Genomic DNA, 18608 nt, shown 5'->3' with positions numbered 1-18608 from the left:
CACGGCGTTTCCCACCGTCAACGGCCGGCCCGACGGTGCCCGGCCCCCATCCGTACGCACGAAAGGACAGGCATGTCCTGGCGCAATGTCAGAGCAGGAACAGCACGCGTCGCGAGAACCCTGCGCGACGGCGTGCGACGACACGGAGGCCGATCCCTGGTCGCCGTGGTGTCGCTCGCCATATCCGTACCCGCGGGCCTGGCCGCCCCCGCCGCCTTCGCGGCGGACGGCGGCCTCGGCAAGCCCGATCTGCCGGCCACCCGGGTCAGCAAGGTCCACGAAGTGAAGGGCCTGGGCGCGAAGGAAGCGCGGGACCGGGTCGCGCGGGACAAGAAGACCAATACGGAGCAGGCCACGAGGGCGCGGAAGGAGCAGGCGGCATCCTGGCCGGGGAAGGGCTCGGCGACCCTCGAAGTGGGGTCGGGCGCTTCGGCGTCGGCGACACCCGGCGGGCTTCCCCTCTCCGTCCGGAAGGCGGCCGGCAAGGGAGCGGTTCCGCCCGGCACCGAGACACGGTTCACCGTGCTCCCCCCCGCCGCCGCCGACGCGGCGGGCATCACCGGCGTCCTGCTGACCGCGGACGCGAAGGCCGCCGGCCGCGCCGAAGTGAGCATCGGCTACGAGAGTTTCGCCGGTGCCCTCGGCGGCGGCTGGGCGCAGCGTCTGCGCCTCGTCCAGCTTCCGGCCTGCGCCTTGACGACGCCGGACGAGGCCGCCTGTCGCGAGCAGACAGAGCTGAAGTCCACCAACGACGTCTCCGCTCAGAAGGTCACCGCCACGATCTCCGTACCCTCCGGGGCGGCGAGCGCGCAGTCGGCCTCCGCCGGCGGGATCGCCACGTACGGCGCGGCCGTCTTCGCCCTCGCCGCCACGGACGCGGGCACCGGGCAGTCTCCCGACGGCAGCGGTGACTACTCGGCCACCAGCCTCTCGAACTCGGCCACCTGGGAAGCGGGTGGCAGCTCCGGCTCGTTCACCTGGGACTACGACTTCACCATGCCCCCCGCTGCCGCCGGGCCGACCCCTCCGCTCTCCCTCTCCTACAGCTCGGGGAGTGTGGACGGTCATACCGCTCTCTCCAACAACCAGGGCACCTCGGTGGGTGAGGGCTTCGCGATGAGCGAGTCCTACATCGAGCGAACCTACGCCGACTGCGACGAAGAAGGCCACGACGGCGTCCACGACCAGTGCTGGAAGTACGACAACGCCCAGCTCGTCCTCAACGGTGCGTCCTCGCTGCTGGTCAAGGACAAGGACAGCGGCGCCTGGAGGCTGGAGAACGACGACGCCTCCACGGTGACCCGCTCCACCGGCGCCGACAACGGTGACGACGACGGTGAGTACCGGACCGTGACCACCGGTGACGGCACCAAGTACGTCTTCGGTCTGGACAAGCTCGACGGCGCGACCACCCAGCGCACCAACTCCACGTGGACCGTCCCAGTGTTCGGCGACGACTCCGGCGAGCCCGGTTACTCCGCCGGCTCCGCGTTCGCCGACCGGGCGCTGACCCAGGCATGGCGCTGGAACCTCGACTACGTCGAGGACACCTCCGGAAACGCGGCCACCTACTGGTACGCCAAGGAAGCGAACCACTACCGGAAGAACAAGTCGGAGAACGCCGACGCGTCCTACATCCGCGGCGGTTACCTGACGGACATCAAGTACGGCCTGCGCAAGGGGGCGTTGTTCACCGACAACGCCGACGCCGAAGTCACCTTCGGCTACGCCGAGCGGTGCACGGCCTCCGACTGCTCCTCGCTGACCAAGGACACCGCGAGCAAGTGGCCGGACGTCCCCTTCGACGCCCTCTGCTCCAGCGGCGACGACGAGTGCCTGGCCGTCGGGCCGTCGTTCTTCTCCCGCAAGCGGCTGACCTCCGTCGCCACCTCCTCCTGGAACGCCACCACGAGCGCCTACGACCCGGTCGACTCCTGGGCCTTCACCCAGGAGTACCTGGACGGCGGTGACATCGGTGACACCTCGGACCAGGTACTCACCCTGAAGTCCCTCCGCCGGACCGGCAGGACCGGCACCGCCATCGTGATGGACCCGATCTCCTTCACCTACGACATGCGCCCCAACCGGGTCGACGGCACCGACGACATCCTGCCGCTCACCCGCCCGCGCATCTCGACGGTCACTTCGGAGACCGGAGCGGTCACCACCGTGACGCTGTCGTCGCCGGAGTGCAAGCGTTCCGAGGTCCTGGGCGCGGCGGAGGACACCAACACCCGTTCCTGCTACCCGCTGTACTGGCACATCAACGGGGCCGAGGACGCGTCCGTGGACTGGTTCCAGAAGTACCGGGTACTCGCGGTCACCGTCTCGGACCCGGCGGGTCAGAACGACCTGATCGAGAACGAGTACAGCTACAGCGGCGCCGCGTGGAACTACAGCGACGACCCCTTCGTCCCCGAGGACGAGCGGACCTGGTCGGACTGGCGCGGCTACCGGCAGGTCACCGCGTACAAGGGAGCCTCGGACAGCACCCGTTCGAAGACCGTCTCGCTCTACATGCAGGGCATGGACGGCGACCGGCTCGAGGCCGGCGGCACCCGCACGGTGAACCTCGCTCCCCTGAGCACACCGGACCTCGGCCTCGCCGCACTCAAGGACAGCGACCAGTACGCGGGACACCTGCGGGAGCAGATCACCTACGACGGCTCCACCCCCGTCAGCGCCACATCGAGCGAGCCCTGGTCGACCGAGACCGGCCGCCAGACCGTTCCCGGGGCGGGCGACGAGGTCTCCCGCTTCGTACGGCCCGCGAAGGAGACCACTTTTACCTACCTGACGGTCCCGAAGACCTGGCGCTCCCACACCCTCACCAAGAGCTACGACGGCTACGGCATGGTCGAGCAGGCGGAGGACCGCGGGGACGATGCCAAGTCCGGCGACGAGACCTGTACCCGCACCTGGTACGCCCGTGACGCGGCCGCGGGTCTGACCGACTTCGTCTCGCGCGAGCGCGTGGTGGGCAAGGCGTGCTCGGTGGCCGACACCGCGCTGGACCTCCCGGCGGACATCTCGAAGCGTGGTGACGTCCTGTCCGACACCGCCACCGCGTACGACAACGCCACCTGGTCCACGTCGATGAAGCCGGTGAAGGGCCTCAAGACCTGGACCGGCCGAGCCAAGGGCTACACCGCGACCGTCCCGAGCTGGCAGAAGACCGGCGGCACGGGCTACGACGCCTTGGGGCGCCCCACCTCCGCGACCGACGCGGCCGAGCGGGCCACGACCACCGCGTACACGCCGGTGTCGGCCGGCCCGCTGACCAAGAAGGTCGTCACCGACCCCAAGGGCTTCACGGCGACCAGCTTCATCGATCCGCGCCGCGGACTCGACCTGCGCACCTACGACGCGAACCTCAAGAAGACCGAGCGTGCCTACGACGCTCTCGGCCGGCTGACCGACGTCTGGCGTCCCAACCGCAGCCGCGACGCGGGATACGGCCCGAGCCAGAAGTTCACCTACCACCTGAGCGCCACGAAGCAGTCGTCGATGTCGTCCGCCACGCTCAAGGCGGACGGCCTGACCTACAACACGACGTACACCCTCTACGACTCGCTGCTGCGTACCCTCCAGCTCCAGGCGCCGAGCCCGAAGGGCGGTCGGGTCCTCACGGACACCCGCTACGACTCCCGCGGCCTCGCCTACGAGCAGTTCGAAGGGATCTTCGACAGCACGTCCGAGCCCAACACCACGTACACACGCGCCGAGTTCGGAGAGGCGCCGAAGCAGACCGAGACGGTCTTCGACGGTGCCGAGCGTCCCGTTTCCAGCACGCTGGTCGTGTACGGCGTGTCCAGGTGGACGACCACCACCGGCTACACCGGTGACTCGACGGCGGTCAGCGCCCCGCAGGGCGGCAGCGCGACCCGTACCCTCACCGACGCACGGGGCCGGGACACCGAGCAGCGTGAGTACGCGGGCACCAGCCCGGCCGACGCCGACTTCGGCGGCGGTCTGGGTGCCGCGCACAGCACGACCTCCTACCAGCACACGCTGGACGACAAGGAATCCGTCGTCACCGCCGCGGACGGAGCGAGCTGGACCTACGGATACGACCTCTTCGGGCGGCGGACCAGCATCGCCGACCCCGACAAGGGCACGACGAGGATGGACTACGACGACCTCGACCAGGTCGTCAAGACCACCGACTCCCGCGGGAAGTCCGTGCTGACGGCCTACGACGAGATCGGCCGTACCACCGACACCTGGGACGGCGTCAAGGACGACGCCCACCAGGCGACCCACCAGACGTACGACACCGTGCTCAAGGGCCTGCCCGGCGCGACCACCCGGTACGCCGGAGGCAAGACCGGGCAGGCGTACACCAAGACCGTCACCGCCTACGACACGCTCGACCGTCCCACCGGCACCACGCTCACCCTGCCCGCCGGTGACCCCCTGGTCGCCGCGGGAGCGCCCGCCACCATCGCCTTCTCCAGCTCCTACCGCCTCGACGGCGCGCTGGAGAGCAACACGGAGCCGGCCCTGGGCGGCCTGCCGTCCGAGAGCATCGACTACGACTACACCTCACTCGGGCAGGTGACCTCGATCACCGGCGCCACCGGCTACCTCCTCGATGCCGACTACTCCAGCCTCGGCCTCGCCGAGCGGTACACGCTGGGCGCCGCGGACACCGAGGAGTTCAAGAAGGTCTTCGTCTCCAACTCCTACGAGGAGGGAACCAACCGCCTCACCCGCAGCTATGTCACCGACCAGACCCACGGGTACATGCTGACGGACCTCAACTACACCTTCGACGACGCCGGCAACGTCACGGCGATCTCCGACCCGACCACCGTCGGAGGAACGTCCTCGGCCGAAACCCAGTGCTTCACCTACGACGGCCTGCGCCGTCTCAAGGACGCCTGGACCCCGGCCTCGCAGAAGTGCTCCGACGCACCGAGCGCGGGCAGCCTCTCGGGGCCCGCACCCTACTGGACGAGCTACACCTACGACGGCGCCGGCCAGCGCACCTCCGAGACGCAGCACGGTGCCAAGAGCGACACCCGCACCACCTACTGCTACGAGGAGGGCCGCCCGCACCTCCTCTCGGGCACCAGCACGAGTGCCGACTGCGACGCTCCCGGGGAGACCTACGCCTATGACGCCTCCGGCAACACGACGAGCCGTCCCGGCCCCACCGCGCAGCAGGACCTCCAGTGGACCTCGGAGGGCCGGCTCTCCCAGCTCACCGAGGACGGTGGCGGCACCGGTTACGTCTACGACGCGGACGGGACGCTTCTGATCCGGACCACGAAGTACGGCGAGCGCGTCCTCTACACGGGCAACACCGAACTGCACCTCAGGGCAGACGGCACCACGTGGGCGCAGCGCACCTACTCCTCCGGCAGCGTGAGCATCGCGGTCCGCAGCAACGAGTCGGGCAGCAACAAGCTCACCTATGTCGCCGGAGACCACCAGGGAACACAGACCGTCGCCGTGTCGGCGGACAGCGCCCAGACGGTCAGCAAGCGCAGGCTGACGCCGTTCGGCGACGAACGTGGCACCGGCACCGGCCCAGTCTGGCCCGACGACAAGGGCTTCCTGGGCAAGACCGACGACACGAACACCGGGCTGACCCACACCGACTCCCGGGAATACGACCCGTCCATCGGCCAGTTCCTCAGCGCCGACCCCAAGTTCACGACCGACCAGGGACAGTCCCTGAACGGCTATTCCTACGCCAACAACAACCCTGTCACCTTCTCCGACCCGACCGGGGAGATCACTCCCGAATGCCGGGAGGGCCGCATCAAGTGCCAGGGTGGAGTCCCCGTGACCACCACCAACAGTGGCGGTGGCGGTTACTGCCCGAGTCTGACCAACCCGAATTGCCCCGAGTATCAGGGCGGTGGCGGCGGTGGCGGCGGTGGCGGCGGCGGCGGTGGCGGTGGCGGCGGTGGTGGCGGCGGCGGCGGCACGGGCAGCTACGCCTCCAGCCCGTCGGGCTGCGGCGTGCCTCCGCTCGCCGCGTGCTCAGGCCCGGTGTACGGTCCCCCGTCCCAGCCTCCCCTGCTGATGGGGCCCGACCCGGTGCCGGTGTGGTCCTTCTCCGCCAATTGCGGCATCGAGTCGGACTGGAACTACGCCTGCAACGCCGGCAACGGGTACATGACCTCCGGGAGTTACGTCGTGGAGGGTTTCAAGGCGGCCGGCGCCATCACCACCAAGGCGAAGGCGGACATGCGCTCCAACGTGCGGTCCGACCGAGTCCTGAAGGCCGTGAAGAACAAGCCAGGGATCGCCCGCCTCGGCGCGATCGGTTCCAGCAAGGCGATAGCGAGGGCGAGTACCGGTCTGACGCTCGTCGGGGCCGGCTTCACGGGCTGGTCCAACTACCAGGCCACCGGCGGTGACATTCCGCTGACGGCGGCCGAGACGACTGTCGACACCGTGACGGTCCTCGGTGCCACGGCTACGGGCGCGTCTCTCGGAGCAGCCATCGGCAGCGTGGTGCCAGGTGCGGGAACGGTCGTCGGGGGCGCGATCGGCGCCGGCGCCGGCGCGCTCGTGGGTGTCTTCGCCTCCGGTCCCATCAACAACAGGATGACGAGTGCCTGGAAGGGCCTCAAAGACTGGCTCTGACCGAAAATGAGCGGGGTAGGCTCTCGCGGAGATCAAGGCGATCCGAGGGAGTCCGCCCCGTGTCCTTCCCAGGACACTGAGAAAGAGAGATGACGCACGATGGCTCTGTATGTGGGCGTGCTCGGCTTCTTCGTGGTGGGAAACGCCTTCATGACCTGGAAGGCCGTTCGGTTGTGGCGCGACCCGGCCGTGGCCGACTTCTTCGAGGTGGCGTTCACCTTCCTGCCCTTCGGTCCTGACGCGCGCAGGGGGATGGTGCGGTCCGCCAATATCACGGTGGTCACGCTCTGGTGCGTGGTGTTGCTGCTCCTGACGGGGTCCGACGCCGGCGCCGACGACCCGGTATCCCTGTGGATCGTCGTCGTAAGTGTGCTGATCATTCTGGCGTCGGCGGTCTGCGAGGCATGCGTGATCCTCTTCAACGCCCCGAAGTTCGCCGTACCACCGCACATGCGGGCAGAACCCGGAGTGTTCGGGGCGCGCCGCGCGCGCAAGGCCGAGAGGGCGCGGGAGGCCGGAGCCTGAGGGCCCGGGAGGTCCGGAGTCCGGCATTCCGGGCGCCCCGCCCACGTACGGCCGCCACACCGGAGAATTCCGGCGCGGCGGCCGTACTGCCGTTTCGGGCAGGTGAGCCGGACACCGCGCCGCAGGACCCTTTCCCTCGACTCCTGCGGGCGGGGTGCCCCGGGTCCCACGGCACCCCGCCCGTAGGAGTCGGTGCGCCCAGTGTGCCCGGACAGGGCCCGTACTCCGATACTGCTTGCATGCGGTCACGCGGAGACGACTCCGCCGCCCGCGACAGTAGGCTCCACGGTGGAAGGTAGAACAAGGTGACGATCGTCGCATATCAGGGGGAACCGGGCTCCAACTCGGCGACCGCCGCCCACGCGTTGTTCCCGGGCTGCGCTGAAGTGCCCTGCACGGGCTTCGAGCAGGCGCTGGACGCGGTGACGCTCGGCGACGCCGATGTCGCGGTGATCCCGGTGGACAACTCCGCCGCGGGACGCGTCGCCGACGTGCACCATCTGCTGCCGGAGTCGGGCCTGTTCATCGTCGCCGAGCACTTCCTCCCGATCCGTTTCGACCTGATGGGCGTCCCGGGCGCCTCGCTCGGCCAGGTGGAATGCGTACGCAGCCATGTGCACGCCCTCGGCCAGTGCCGGAAGCTGCTGCGCGAGGGCGGCTGGCGCACCCACGTCAGCGACGACACCGCCGGCTCGGCCCGCGAGGTGGCGGAGCTGGGCGACCCCCGCCACGCCGCCCTCGCCCCGCCCGCCGCGGCCGAGCTGTACGGGCTGGACGTGCTGCGCCCGGAGGTCGAGGACGACCCCGAGAACACCACCCGCTTCGTGGTGCTCTCCCGCGACTCCGGTTCCTGGCCGGAGGCGGACGGCACCACGATGACCAGCCTCTTCTTCTGCGTACGCAACATTCCCAGCGCGCTCTTCAAGGCGCTCGGCGGGTTCGCCACCAGTGGCGTGAACCTCACCAAGATCGAGAGCTACCAGATGAGCGCGGGCCTCAGCCCCAGCCGCTTCTACGTGGAGATCGAGGGTCACCCCGACGAGCCGCACGTCGCTCTCGCCCTGAACGAACTGCGCTTCTTCTCCTCCGAGGTGCGGGTCCTCGGGGTCTACCCCTCGCACGCGCACCGGCTGCGCGGTCGCACCGGCTGACCCGGCGACGCCCCGCCGGTGCCGGCGAGTACGGGCACCGGCGGCGCGCGCTCGGGCGGGGCCGCTACTGGACGCCGGCCGAGGGCAGACCCCTGGGATCGGCGGCGCGGGCGCCGGCGGGAAGGAGGCCCGCCGGAGGCGGACCCGCCTGATACGCGCCTGCCGGCTGCGGACCGTCGGGCCGGGGAACGTACACCGGCGAGTCGGACTGGTAGAAGAGGTCGATGTCGGCCTCCTCGCCACCGACGATCAGGGTGTCCCAGGCCCCGCTCTCCTGGAGGGTGCGCAGGGTGGCCGGGGCGACCGAGGCCAGATGGGAGCGGAGCTGCTCCATGGTGGGCATGCCGGGCAGCCGGGGAGCGAGACGGTCGCGGATCGCCGCCATGCGGTCCAGCAGCTCGTCGAGATCGGTATGCCCCGACGCCTTGCCCGCCTCCCGCCCGGTGTCCTGCCCCGCTTCCCTCGCGGCTTCCGCGCTGCGGGCGATGATGTCCTTGATGGCGCGGGTGACCCCCTGCTCGTCGGTGGTCACCATGGCGTTCCAGGCCCGGCTCTTGTGCCGGTACTGCAGCATGGACATCGCCGCCTCGTGCCGGATGAAGTCCGCGTCGCGCAGCGGCCTTCCCCGCCAGGCGCGGCTGAGCGTCCGGGCGAGAGAAGTGGCCGACGCGAGCCCGCTGTTGAGGCCGCGGCCCGGCCAGAAGTGGATGGCGTTGGCGGCGTCGCCCAGCAGGAAGCCGTAGGTCCCCGGGGCCGTCGGGGTCGGGCGGCTGAGCTGTGCCGTGAACCGGGGGCGCTGCACCATGTCCAGCCGGAACGACGTGATCGCGGAGAGATCGTCCTCGGCCACGCCGAACAGGTTCAGGCCCTGCCGGATTTCCTTCCACAAGGGCGAGCTGCGCAACAGGGCGGGCAGGAAGAGCGTCCCGTGCGTCGAGCAGCGGAACTCGTTGTCCTCCTCGCGACTCATCAGGCAGGGGCGCGCCGCGATGCACTCCTCGAAGACCTGGCGGACCGGGTCGATACCGATCACGCCCTTGGCCTCCTCGCGGGTGAGTCGCATGTTCAGGAAACCCTCGCCCCTCAGCGAGTTGAGCAGAAACCGGTTCTGCGACACGGTCAGCAGCACACTCATCGGGTCCGGCAGCCGCGACTTGACCCGCAGCCCCAGCACGACGTCCTGGAGGTGTTCGCCGTCGAGGGAGTAGATGGACGAGTCGGCCGTGCCGAAACGGTCGGCGAAGTGGTCGCGGGTGCGGGAGCGCCCGCCCTCCCCGATCACCAGGACATGCTCCTGGGCGAGCCGGCTCCGTCTCTCCACCGGGTCGAAGCGGTGCGGTACGAGTTGGATCGCCGGGCGCGTGTTCGCCAGGGCGAGGAGCCGGTCCTCGATGTAGGCGATCCGGATGTTGCGGGGCGGGCGGCCGTCGACCGAGTCCGGTCCCACCGGCCACATCTCCGAGTACGCGCTGTCGTCGTCGAACAGCGCCGCGCGCACCTCGTCGGAGAGTGCGAGGTACTGCCGGCTCTGGACCGTGACGACCTGCTGGCGGCGGATGTTGCCCTGGGACTCGTCCTTCCAGGCGACCTCGGAGCCCTTGCGGGTCCACCGCCCGTCGTAGACGGTGATCGCCACCCGCCCGCTCAGCGCCTCCTCGAGAGACAGCGCGAAGGCGAGCCCCACCGGACCGCCGCCGGTGACCGTGACCCGCAGCATGCCGGGGCTCGCCGCTGCGTTCAGCCGGGGCAGATGCAGCTGGGAGAGGTCGATGACCGTCTCCATGACGTCCTGCGCCTCGAAGAGGAAGGTCTCGTCACCGATGCGCACGCAGTCGTTCGGGCGCAGCACGTGGCGGGTGACGCGCTGGTCGTTGACGAACGTGCCGTTCCTGCTGTCGCGGTCGTAGAGGACGTAGGCGCCGTCCTCCTCGACGATCTCTGCGTGCAGACGGGAGGCGACGGGGCTGACGATCACGACCCCGTTGTCGCCCTTGCGCCCGAACGTCAGGGGAGCGGCGCCCAGGACCACGCTCTGCCCGGCGAAGGGGCCTGTCCGGCCCACGATGACTGATGGCATGGCACTCCTTGTGGACGACGCCCATCTCCAACGGGCCGCGCCGCGCCGCCGATCCGGCCCGCGAGCGGTCCCGTACCCCCGTACTGACGGGCCCGGCGGTCCGGCGCGTCCGCACGCCGCGCCCGCCGTCCACACCGTTCACAACGGTCTCGCCCGTCCCGTTCCCCACTGCTGATGCGTCATCAACAACCGGTGCCACACACTGCGTTGACCGGCCGCCGGCGAGCGTTCGAAGTCTACGGGACCGCCCCGGACGCCGCTTCGAAGTGGCGAAGGTGACCCCGGCGCAACGGTGGTGCCGACGCCGGGGCGCGCGCCGGAGAGCGCGCGTCACACGGCCTTCGGGCCCCTCAGGCGGTCCCCGTGCCCGACGCCGCCCGTCCGTCGCCCAGGGGCCACGCCTCGATGTCGCGGTAGTGGATCGGCCCGCTGCTGCGGCCCGCGTTGCTGCCGACCAGATGCAGACGGGCCGCGACCCACTCGCCGCCGCTGAACCCGGCGAGCCCCGCCGCGATCTCGCCCGCCGAGGTCAGGTCGCCCCGACGGGCACGGGCCAGGGTCAGATGGGGCCGGAAGGTCCGCTCCACGAAGTCGACACCGTGCTCCCGGACGGCGGTCCGCACGTCGGCGGCGAGCCCGTGCAGTTCGTCGAGGTCCCCGCCGATCCCGCTCCACAGCACCCGGTCGTCGAAGCTCCCGCTGCCCCGCAGGGCGAGCCGGGGCGCCCGGTGGGCCGCCGCGAGGCCCGCGAGGAGCGGGCGCAGACCAGGGACCGTCTCCACCGGGAGCTCTCCGAGGAACGCCAGGGTGATGTGCCAGTCCTCGACCCGGTTCCACCGCATCCGCGGGTGGGTGCCGTAGGCGGGGCGCAGCTCAAGGGCAAGCTCCTCCTTGGCGTGGTCGGGCGGGGCGAGGGCGATGAACACGCGAACGGTCGCGGGTCGGGTCTCTTCGTTCACACCCGCCTTCGTACCGCATGCGGGCGGCGGTGCGAAGAGCGGGGGCGCGACGGCGGGGGGCCGGGACGACCGGGTGAGAGCCGGCCGGGGCGGATCGGCGCGGGCGCCCGCCGGTGTCGTCGGCTGTAGCGTGGGAGGGCGGGGCTCGGCCGATTCCGTGCCGCCCGGGCAGGGAAAGATGAACATGCCCGTCCTCACGCGGTTCTCCACATTCCGGAAGTACCTCAATCCCGTCCTGCGGCCGCTCGCGCGCTGGGTCCCGCCCCTCGCCGTGCTGCACCACCGCGGCCGTCGCGGCGGCACCCCGTTCCACACGCCGGACCAGGCTTTCCGGACCGGTACATGGTTCATAGCCGGTCTCGCCCACCACTCGAACGCGAACCGGGCGCTGAACATCCTTGCCGCACGAGGAGGAGTGGTCAGCCGGGGCGGACACCGCTACCAGGACAGCCGGCCCGCAGGCGCGGCCCGCAGGCGCGGCCCGCAGGCGCGGCCCGCAGGCGCGGCCCGCAGGCGCGGCCCGCAGGCGCGGCCCGCAGGCGCGGCCCGGAGGCGCCCGCGGACCTGGCCTCGTCGATCGGTTTCGTGATGCGCAAGCTCGGCATCGACGACTTCCTCGCGTTCGACGCGACCCGCATCCGAGCCGCTGATCGACACCCGGCCGGGGTGGGGTCCTGTCCGCGTCGGCACCGCGAGGCCGTGACGGACTCGAGGGCCGGTGGCCCGTTGCTGGGCGGCGACAAGCCGGCGGGGCCTCGTGGGGAAGAGCGGCGCACGGCCGCGACCGGCGCACGACCGGGCAGTTCCGCCTTCGGCCGTTCCGCGCGCGGAAGTTCGGGTAGCCGACGGGAGGGACAGAAACCGACGGACGAGCATGGAGAATTTCATGGCGAAGACGAAGGCATCCGGTACCACGCACCCGAAGGCGGCCTCCGCGGCAGGCCGGGCGGCCAAGGGCGACAAGTCGAAGAGCGGCAGGACGGCCGCCGCCAGCGCGCTGTCGCAGACCTCCGGCAAGGCGGGTGCGGCGGGCGCGAAGGCGACCAAGCCCGGACCGGCCTCCGCCGCGGGCAAGACCGTGCGCGCCAAGAAGCGGACGAAGTCCGAGAAGAGCGCCGCGGGCAGTGCCCTGGCCCAGACTCCGGCCAAGTCGTCCCGCAGGCCCGGCAAGAAGATCCTCACCGGAGCCGCCAAGGTGCTGGCGGACAAGAAGTCGACCAAGGCGGAGCGTTCCGAAGCGGCGAGCACCCTTGCCCAGGCGGCCGCGTACGCGCTGAAGTGACGCCCCTGACCCCTCGCCGAGGCGAGGGCGGGGACGCGCCCGGGGCGCGCCGCCTCCAGTGGTCAGCGTGAAACGGAGCACACGGCCTCGCCCGTTCCGTTCCCCGCAGGTTCGCGAAGAGGCGGCTCGTCACGGGATGGTGGAGCTCCCGGGTGGGCGGCGTGATGCGGAACCGGGACACTCGTGCGGACGTGGCCGCCCGCCACGTGCACGTTGGCCGCCTCGATGAGATTCGGGTCGGTCCAGCGGAGTCAGGTGCCGGCCGCCGGGGCGTCGGGGAGGGCGTCCAGGCGGCCGGTGTCCGCGTCGAACGCCACGGCCCGGACATGGCCGACGCGTTCGGGCGCGGCCGCCTGGAGGATCGTGTCGAAGTCGGCGAAAAGGTTTCCGTCGGCGGCCGGGTCGGTCATGCCGCGCTCGGTCAGCATCCTGTTGATCGCGCTGCCGGGCCCGAGCGGCTCGCGGCCGGCGCGGCGTACGACGGTGCACGTCCTTGCTGGTCCGTCCTCGATGGCGACGACGGCGCCGAGCGCGCTCCCGCGACTGCCACGACCGACTGGCCGTGAAGATCACGATCTACGGCCGGAGTACCGGGTGAACACGGTGCGAGAGGCATCAGGACTGCAAGACCGGTATTCCCGCCACATGGGGGTACGCGCGTCCCGAGGCCGCGCCGGGAACGGCTCGGCCAGGGCATCCGCCCTCGACAGTGGGAGAGGGAATGAGGCTTCGGGACTTCGCGCAGAATGCCGCGTCCCTGGGTACCACCGAGGTCGTGGGCGGCCGGTACCGCCTGGACGAGCTTCTCGGCTCGGGCGGCGCGGCGCACGTGCACCGCGGATTCGACCTGCGGCTTCGGCGGCGGGTGGCGGTCAAGGTCTTCCGGCAGGACGCGGGCGTCGACTTCGAGGAGAGCCTGCACAACGAGGCCGTCATGCTGGCCCGACTGGACCACCCCGGCCTCGTCACCGCCTACGACACCGGGCGGCACGACGGACGCCCCTTCCTGGTCATGCGGTTGGTCGAGGGCGACAACCTGCTCAAGCACATCGCCGAAGGGCCGCTGCTCCCCTCCGCGACCGCCGCCCTCGGCGCGGGCGTCGCCCGGGCTCTGGACCACGCGCACGGGGCGGGCATTGTCCACCGCGACGTCAAGCCGTCCAACATCGTCCTGGACGCCGCACGCCGCCCGCACCTCATCGACTTCGGCATCTCACGGATGCTGGACGACGCCTCCCGCACCACCGCCGACACCCTCGTCGGCACCGCCGCCTACCTCGCCCCCGAGCAGGTCCTCGGCCGCCCCGCCGGCCGGGCCACCGACGTCTACGCGCTCGGCCTTGTGCTTCTCGAATGCCTCACCGGCAGGCTGGAGTACGACGGAATCCCCCTGGAGGCCGCGATCGCGCGGCTGCACCGGGCACCCGTGCTGCCTCCCGGCCTGCCTGACCGACTGGCCTCGCTGATACGGGAGATGACCAGCCTGGACGAGCAGGAGCGGCCAACGGCCGGTGAGTGCGCCCTCGTCCTGACCGCGCTGGCCGGCGAGGACCGCACGGCTCCCGCGCCGACGGCGAACACCACGAGCCTCGTCGCGGCCGGGCAGGGTGCGCCGCGCACGGCGGAGCACACGCACCGAAGCCTGGCGCCGGCCGGGGCGGGGCCCTCGCGCCGGGCGCTGCCCGTGCGGGGGCGGCTCCTGCTCGTCGGGGCGTCCGTCGCGCTGGCCGCCGTCACGGTGACCGCCTTCGCCGTCACCGACGCCTCGACCCCGTCCGGCGAGGGCCGCGGCGCATCCACCGCGTCCCGCACCCCCGGGGAGAAGCGGGTCGGTGATCCCGCCGTGAGCAGGAAGGACACCGCCGCCCCTGCGGCTGGAGCGCGCGGAACGTCCCCGGCGGCGTCCTCCCCGCGTCCGGACGCGGCCCCCGGCGCACAGCCGGACACTTCCGGGGCTGCGCGGCCGCAACCGGCCGGTTCGCGCGGTCCCGCGGCCACGGCGGAGCGAGGCGGGGAGACGGCTGCGGCGACGGCTGCGGCGACGAAGCAGGCCGGCGCCGCAGCCGTCGCCCCGCATCTGCCGGCGGGCCAAGCGGAGAAGGCGAAGAGGGAAGCGGCGAAGAAGCCCGGCCGGGGCAACTCCGCCTGCACCCCGCCCGGATGCGGCCCCCACCCGTAGCGAGGGACCCCGCCGACGCGGAGCGGCACGGGCCGGGCACCACACCGGGACGGCGCTCGCAGCGCCAGCCGCGACCGCCGCCCGTCACGGGGGCCTCTCTGCCGTTCGTCGATCCCGCGTGGCCGGTTTCGTGGGTGCTGGTCCTGTTCACGCGGTGAGGGTGACGGCTGGGGGTTCGTAGAAGGTGCCGTCGCGGAGCACGGGGAACAGAACGCTGATGCGTTGGCGGACGAGGCGCAGGCGGACCTGGGTGCGGGTTCTGCCGCGGGCTCGTTGTCCGGCGAAGGAGGACCGGGAGGCCGGGGCGGCGTTCATGCAGGCGAAGGCGAAGGCGAAGGCGGAGAGGAACATGGCCCGCTTGAGCCGGCGGTTTCCGCCGCGTGGGGCGTGGTCGCCGTGGAGGGAGGTTCCCGAGGACTTCGTCGTCGGGGCGCGGCCGGCGAACGTCGGCAGGAGGAGGTCCTCCATCGCTCGCAGGTGGATCAGGCAGCCCGGGCAGCGGCGCGCCCCCGCCTCGATCATGTCGGACGCCGGAGAGCCCGTGGTGACCTTGGCGCACCGGCTCGGGCACTCGTCGCCCGCGATCACTCTCGGTTACTATGCTCACTTCGTGCCGGAGGCCGGCGGCAAGGGGCGCGGCACCGTCGGCGGCCTGCTGGGGGAGCGCGGGGCATCGGCGTGACGGCCGGAACTCCCCGGATTCTCCCCAGGGCCGTCGACCGGCGGTTCCTGCCTCTGCGCCCCGGAGAGGCTGTCCGTGGATTTTAAGGCTGAAAAGATGGGTGGCCTGGAAAAGTGTTGAAAGAAGTAGGAGCGACCCGCTACGTCACGCCCCTGCGTGAGGGCGGTTCGCTCCCCGGGATCGTCGAGGCCGACGACCTCGGTACGTACGTCATGAAGTTCACCGGGGCGGGCCAGGGGCGGAAGACGCTGGTCGCGGAGGTCATCTGCGGGGAGCTCGGCCGACGTCTCGGGCTGCGGGTGCCGGAGCTCGTCACCATGCAGCTCGACCCGGTCATCGGGCTCGGCGAGCCCGACCAGGAGGTGCAGGAGCTGCTCAAGGCGAGCGGCGGGCTGAACCTCGGGATGGACTACCTTCCAGGGTCCCTGGGCTTCGACCCGCTCGCGTACCACGTCGACCCGGCGGAGGCCGGGCGGATCGTCTGGTTCGACGCGCTGATCAACAACGTCGACCGGTCCTGGCGCAACCCCAACATGCTGGTCTGGCACGGCGACGTCTGGCTGATCGACCACGGCGCCACCATGATCTGGCACCACAACTGGCCGGGCGCCCAGGCTTCCGCGGCCAAGCCGTACAACGCCTCCGACCACGTACTGGCGCCCACCGGTCCGGACGTCGCGGCGGCAGCAGCCGCGCTCGCCCCGCTGGTCACCGAGGAGCTGCTCACCGAGGTGACGGCCCAGGTGCCCGACGAGTGGCTCCTGGGCGAGCCCGGGTTCGACTCGACGGACGAGCTTCGGCGCGCGTACGTGGCGCCCCTGCTGGCCCGTGCCGCCACCATCCACGAGCGCATCGTCATGGACGCGCCGGCCCCGACCGGTCCGTCCAAGGCCCCCGGCTGGCTCGCCGACCGCCTCGCCCCGAGGGCCCGGACGACGAGCCTCCACCCCACGGAGAAGGACGAGACCCGATGAGCACGCGCGAGGTCTTCGAGTACGCGCTGCTGCGCGTCGTCCCCCGGGTCGAGCGCGGGGAGTGCTTCAACGCCGGGGTGCTCGTCTACAGCCGGGCGCACTCCTTCGTCGCCGCCCGTACCCACCTCGACGAGAACAAGCTGAGGGCGCTCGACCCCGCCGCCGACGTCATCGGCGTACAGGCCGCGCTGCGAGCGGTGGAGAACGTCTGCGGGGGCGGCGACGCGGCCGGCCAGGCTGCCGGCGACGACGCCGGGCGGCGGTTCCGCTGGCTGATCGCCCCCCGCTCCACGGTCGTCCAGCCGGGCCCCGTGCACACCGGGCTGACGCTCGACCCGGAGGCCGAGGTCGAGCGCCTGCTCGGTCTGCTCGTCCGCTGAGGACGCCGTACCGCATCTCCCGAAGGGGCTGTCCGTGCTGTCGCGGGCGGCCCCTCCGCCGTCTCCTTCGGGTGTGACATGCACCCCTGCCTGTCGTGGCCGTTGACACCGAGTGCCAGGGCTTCTAGCGTCGCAACCACAACAGTACTAAGCGCTTGCTCAGTCAACGGGGCCGTACCGGGCGTGTCCGGCGCGGTGGCATTGCCGGTGTCGGCTGGGCCGCGATCCAACGGCGAGGAGAACCCAGCATGTCCACCACCGAGCAGCGCGTCGCCATCGTGACGGGAGCGGCGCGAGGCATTGGGGCCGCGACCGCCGTACGCCTGGCGGCCGAGGGCCGCGCCGTGGCCGTACTCGACCTCGACGAGGCCGCCTGCAAGGAGACCGTCGGGAAGATCACCGCCGCCGGCGGCACCGCGCTCGCCGTCGGCTGCGACGTGTCGGACGCCGCGCAGGTGGAGGCCGCCGTCGCGCGCGTCGCCGCCGAGCTCGGCGCGCCGACGATCCTGGTCAACAACGCGGGCGTGCTCCGCGACAATCTGCTCTTCAAGATGAGCGAGTCCGACTGGGACATCGTGATGAACGTCCACCTCAAGGGGGCGTTCCTGATGGCCAAGGCCGTCCAGAAGCACATGGTGGACGCCAAGTTCGGGCGTATCGTCTCGCTCTCCTCCTCCTCGGCGCTCGGGAACCGCGGCCAGGCCAACTACTCGGCCGTCAAGGCCGGTCTCCAGGGCTTCACCAAGACCCTCGCCATCGAGCTCGGCAAGTTCGGCATCACCGCCAACGCCGTCGCGCCCGGCTTCATCGTGACCGAGATGACCGCCCAGACCGCGGCCCGCGTCGGGATGGGCTTCGAGGAGTTCCAGGCCGCTGCCGCCACGCAGATCCCCGTCCAGCGCGTCGGCCGCCCCGACGACATCGCCAACGCCATCTCCTTCTTCACCGGCGACGACGCGGGCTTCGTCTCCGGCCAGGTGCTGTACGTCGCCGGCGGCCCGCTCAACTGACCCGAAGGACGAGGGACATCATGACTGTGCAGGACAGCGGAGAGGTCGCGCTCGTCACCGGCGCGAGCCGGGGCATCGGGTACGGCGTCGCCGAGGCGCTCGTCGCCCGCGGCGACCGGGTCTGCATCACGGGCCGCGGTGAGGAGGCGCTCAAGGCCGCCGTCGAGCGCCTCGGCTCCGACCGGGTGATCGGCGTCGCCGGCAAGGCGCACGACGAGGCGCACCAGGCGCAGGCCGTCGAGCGCACCATGGAGGCTTTCGGCCGGGTCGACCACCTCGTCAACAACGCGGGAACGAACCCGGTGTTCGGGCCCATGGCCGAGCTCGACCTCAACGTCGCGCGCAAGGTCTTCGAGACCAACGTGATCTCGGCACTCGGGTTCGCCCAGCAGACCTGGAAGGCGTGGCAGGCGAAGAACGGCGGGTCGATCGTCAACATCGCCTCGGTGGCCGGGATCTCGGCGTCGCCCTTCATCGGCGCGTACGGCATGAGCAAGGCCGCCATGGTCAACCTGACGCTCCAGCTGGCCCACGAGTTCGCGCCGGTCGTCCGGGTCAACGCGATCGCTCCGGCCGTCGTCAAGACCAAGTTCGCCGAGGCGCTGTACGAGGGCCGCGAGGCCGAGGTGATCGCCGCATACCCCATGGCCCGACTGGGAGTTCCGGAGGACATCGGCGGGGCCGCCGCCTTCCTCACCTCGGAGCAGGCGGGCTGGATCACGGGGCAGACGCTCGTCATCGACGGGGGAATCTTCCTGAATGCCGGAGTGGGCTGAGCAGGCTGCC

General features: G+C 71.3%; 12 protein-coding genes and 1 pseudogene. 9 read left to right on the top strand and 4 right to left on the bottom strand.

Going from position 1 to position 18608, the window contains the following annotated elements; genetic code table 11:
• Window positions 1-72 precede the first annotated feature (72 nt).
• From ACFZAX_RS26790 to ACFZAX_RS26780, 3 genes are all read left to right on the top strand, one after another.
• A complete protein-coding gene (locus ACFZAX_RS26790) occupies window positions 73-6603 on the top strand; it encodes an RHS repeat-associated core domain-containing protein (RefSeq protein WP_390964825.1) in 6531 nt (2176 codons plus the stop codon).
• Between the two features lie 99 nt (window positions 6604-6702).
• Complete coding sequence (locus tag ACFZAX_RS26785; RefSeq protein WP_390964824.1) at window positions 6703-7128, top strand: hypothetical protein; 426 nt, start codon at window positions 6703-6705, stop codon at window positions 7126-7128.
• 305 nt (window positions 7129-7433) lie between these two features.
• The gene (locus tag ACFZAX_RS26780; protein ID WP_390964823.1) at window positions 7434-8279 is read left to right on the top strand and encodes a prephenate dehydratase; all 846 of its coding nucleotides are present in this window, start codon (window positions 7434-7436) and stop codon (window positions 8277-8279) included.
• 64 nt (window positions 8280-8343) lie between these two features.
• Here the strand turns inward: ACFZAX_RS26780 and ACFZAX_RS26775 are convergent, their stop codons facing one another.
• Complete coding sequence (locus ACFZAX_RS26775; RefSeq protein ID WP_390964822.1) at window positions 8344-10356, bottom strand: FHA domain-containing protein; 2013 nt, start codon at window positions 10354-10356, stop codon at window positions 8344-8346.
• Between the two features lie 350 nt (window positions 10357-10706).
• Window positions 10707-11315 carry an RNA 2',3'-cyclic phosphodiesterase gene (gene thpR / locus ACFZAX_RS26770; protein ID WP_390964821.1) on the bottom strand — a complete coding sequence of 203 codons (609 nt, stop codon included), beginning with the start codon at window positions 11313-11315 and terminating at the stop codon, window positions 10707-10709.
• Between the two features lie 886 nt (window positions 11316-12201).
• Here thpR and ACFZAX_RS26765 point away from each other — a divergent pair.
• Window positions 12202-12597: a hypothetical protein gene (locus ACFZAX_RS26765; protein ID WP_390964820.1), complete on the top strand. Its 396-nt coding sequence runs from the start codon at window positions 12202-12204 to the stop codon at window positions 12595-12597.
• Window positions 12598-12848: 251 nt separating this feature from the next.
• Here the strand turns inward: ACFZAX_RS26765 and ACFZAX_RS26760 are convergent, their stop codons facing one another.
• Complete coding sequence (locus ACFZAX_RS26760) at window positions 12849-13025, bottom strand: hypothetical protein (protein ID WP_390964819.1); 177 nt, start codon at window positions 13023-13025, stop codon at window positions 12849-12851.
• A 293-nt stretch (window positions 13026-13318) separates the two neighbouring features.
• On the opposite strand from ACFZAX_RS26760, the gene ACFZAX_RS26755 reads away from it, so the two are divergent.
• A complete protein-coding gene (locus tag ACFZAX_RS26755; protein ID WP_390964818.1) occupies window positions 13319-14776 on the top strand; it encodes a protein kinase in 1458 nt (485 codons plus the stop codon).
• A 147-nt stretch (window positions 14777-14923) separates the two neighbouring features.
• On the opposite strand, the pseudogene ACFZAX_RS26750 reads toward ACFZAX_RS26755, so the two are convergent.
• A pseudogene (locus ACFZAX_RS26750) lies at window positions 14924-15229 on the bottom strand (IS110 family transposase); the annotation flags it as partial.
• A 342-nt stretch (window positions 15230-15571) separates the two neighbouring features.
• On the opposite strand from ACFZAX_RS26750, the gene ACFZAX_RS26745 reads away from it, so the two are divergent.
• From ACFZAX_RS26745 to ACFZAX_RS26730, 4 genes are all read left to right on the top strand, one after another.
• Window positions 15572-16432, top strand: a complete 861-nt coding sequence (locus tag ACFZAX_RS26745) for a HipA family kinase (RefSeq protein ID WP_390964816.1) — start codon at window positions 15572-15574, stop codon at window positions 16430-16432.
• Window positions 16429-16812, top strand: coding sequence for a DUF3037 domain-containing protein (locus ACFZAX_RS26740; protein WP_390964815.1), 384 nt, complete (start codon window positions 16429-16431; stop codon window positions 16810-16812). The genes ACFZAX_RS26745 and ACFZAX_RS26740 overlap by 4 nt, the downstream gene beginning before the upstream one ends.
• 248 nt (window positions 16813-17060) lie before the next feature.
• Window positions 17061-17822, top strand: a complete 762-nt coding sequence (fabG, locus tag ACFZAX_RS26735; RefSeq protein WP_390964814.1) for a 3-oxoacyl-ACP reductase FabG — start codon at window positions 17061-17063, stop codon at window positions 17820-17822.
• A gap of 20 nt (window positions 17823-17842) precedes the next feature.
• Window positions 17843-18598, top strand: coding sequence for a glucose 1-dehydrogenase (locus tag ACFZAX_RS26730; protein WP_390964813.1), 756 nt, complete (start codon window positions 17843-17845; stop codon window positions 18596-18598).
• Window positions 18599-18608: the final 10 nt, after the last annotated feature.

The organism is Streptomyces sp. NPDC008125 (assembly GCF_042957125.1).
In the GTDB taxonomy this organism is placed as follows: domain Bacteria; phylum Actinomycetota; class Actinomycetes; order Streptomycetales; family Streptomycetaceae; genus Streptomyces.
This window is presented reverse-complemented; position numbering and strand designations above follow the sequence as displayed.

What these genes read in the sequence shown, in the direction of transcription:
- ACFZAX_RS26755 (WP_390964818.1), top strand. Translation starts at nt 13,319, where the DNA reads ATGAGGCTTCGGGACTTCGCGCAGAATGCCGCGTCCCTGGGTACCACC.
- fabG (WP_390964814.1), top strand. Translation starts at nt 17,061, where the DNA reads ATGTCCACCACCGAGCAGCGCGTCGCCATCGTGACGGGAGCGGCGCGA.
- ACFZAX_RS26730 (WP_390964813.1), top strand. Translation starts at nt 17,843, where the DNA reads ATGACTGTGCAGGACAGCGGAGAGGTCGCGCTCGTCACCGGCGCGAGC.
- ACFZAX_RS26785 (WP_390964824.1), top strand. Translation starts at nt 6,703, where the DNA reads ATGGCTCTGTATGTGGGCGTGCTCGGCTTCTTCGTGGTGGGAAACGCC.
- ACFZAX_RS26765 (WP_390964820.1), top strand. Translation starts at nt 12,202, where the DNA reads ATGGCGAAGACGAAGGCATCCGGTACCACGCACCCGAAGGCGGCCTCC.
- ACFZAX_RS26775 (WP_390964822.1), bottom strand. Translation starts at nt 10,356, where the DNA reads ATGCCATCAGTCATCGTGGGCCGGACAGGCCCCTTCGCCGGGCAGAGC.
- ACFZAX_RS26740 (WP_390964815.1), top strand. Translation starts at nt 16,429, where the DNA reads ATGAGCACGCGCGAGGTCTTCGAGTACGCGCTGCTGCGCGTCGTCCCC.
- ACFZAX_RS26760 (WP_390964819.1), bottom strand. Translation starts at nt 13,025, where the DNA reads ATGCTGACCGAGCGCGGCATGACCGACCCGGCCGCCGACGGAAACCTT.
- ACFZAX_RS26790 (WP_390964825.1), top strand. Translation starts at nt 73, where the DNA reads ATGTCCTGGCGCAATGTCAGAGCAGGAACAGCACGCGTCGCGAGAACC.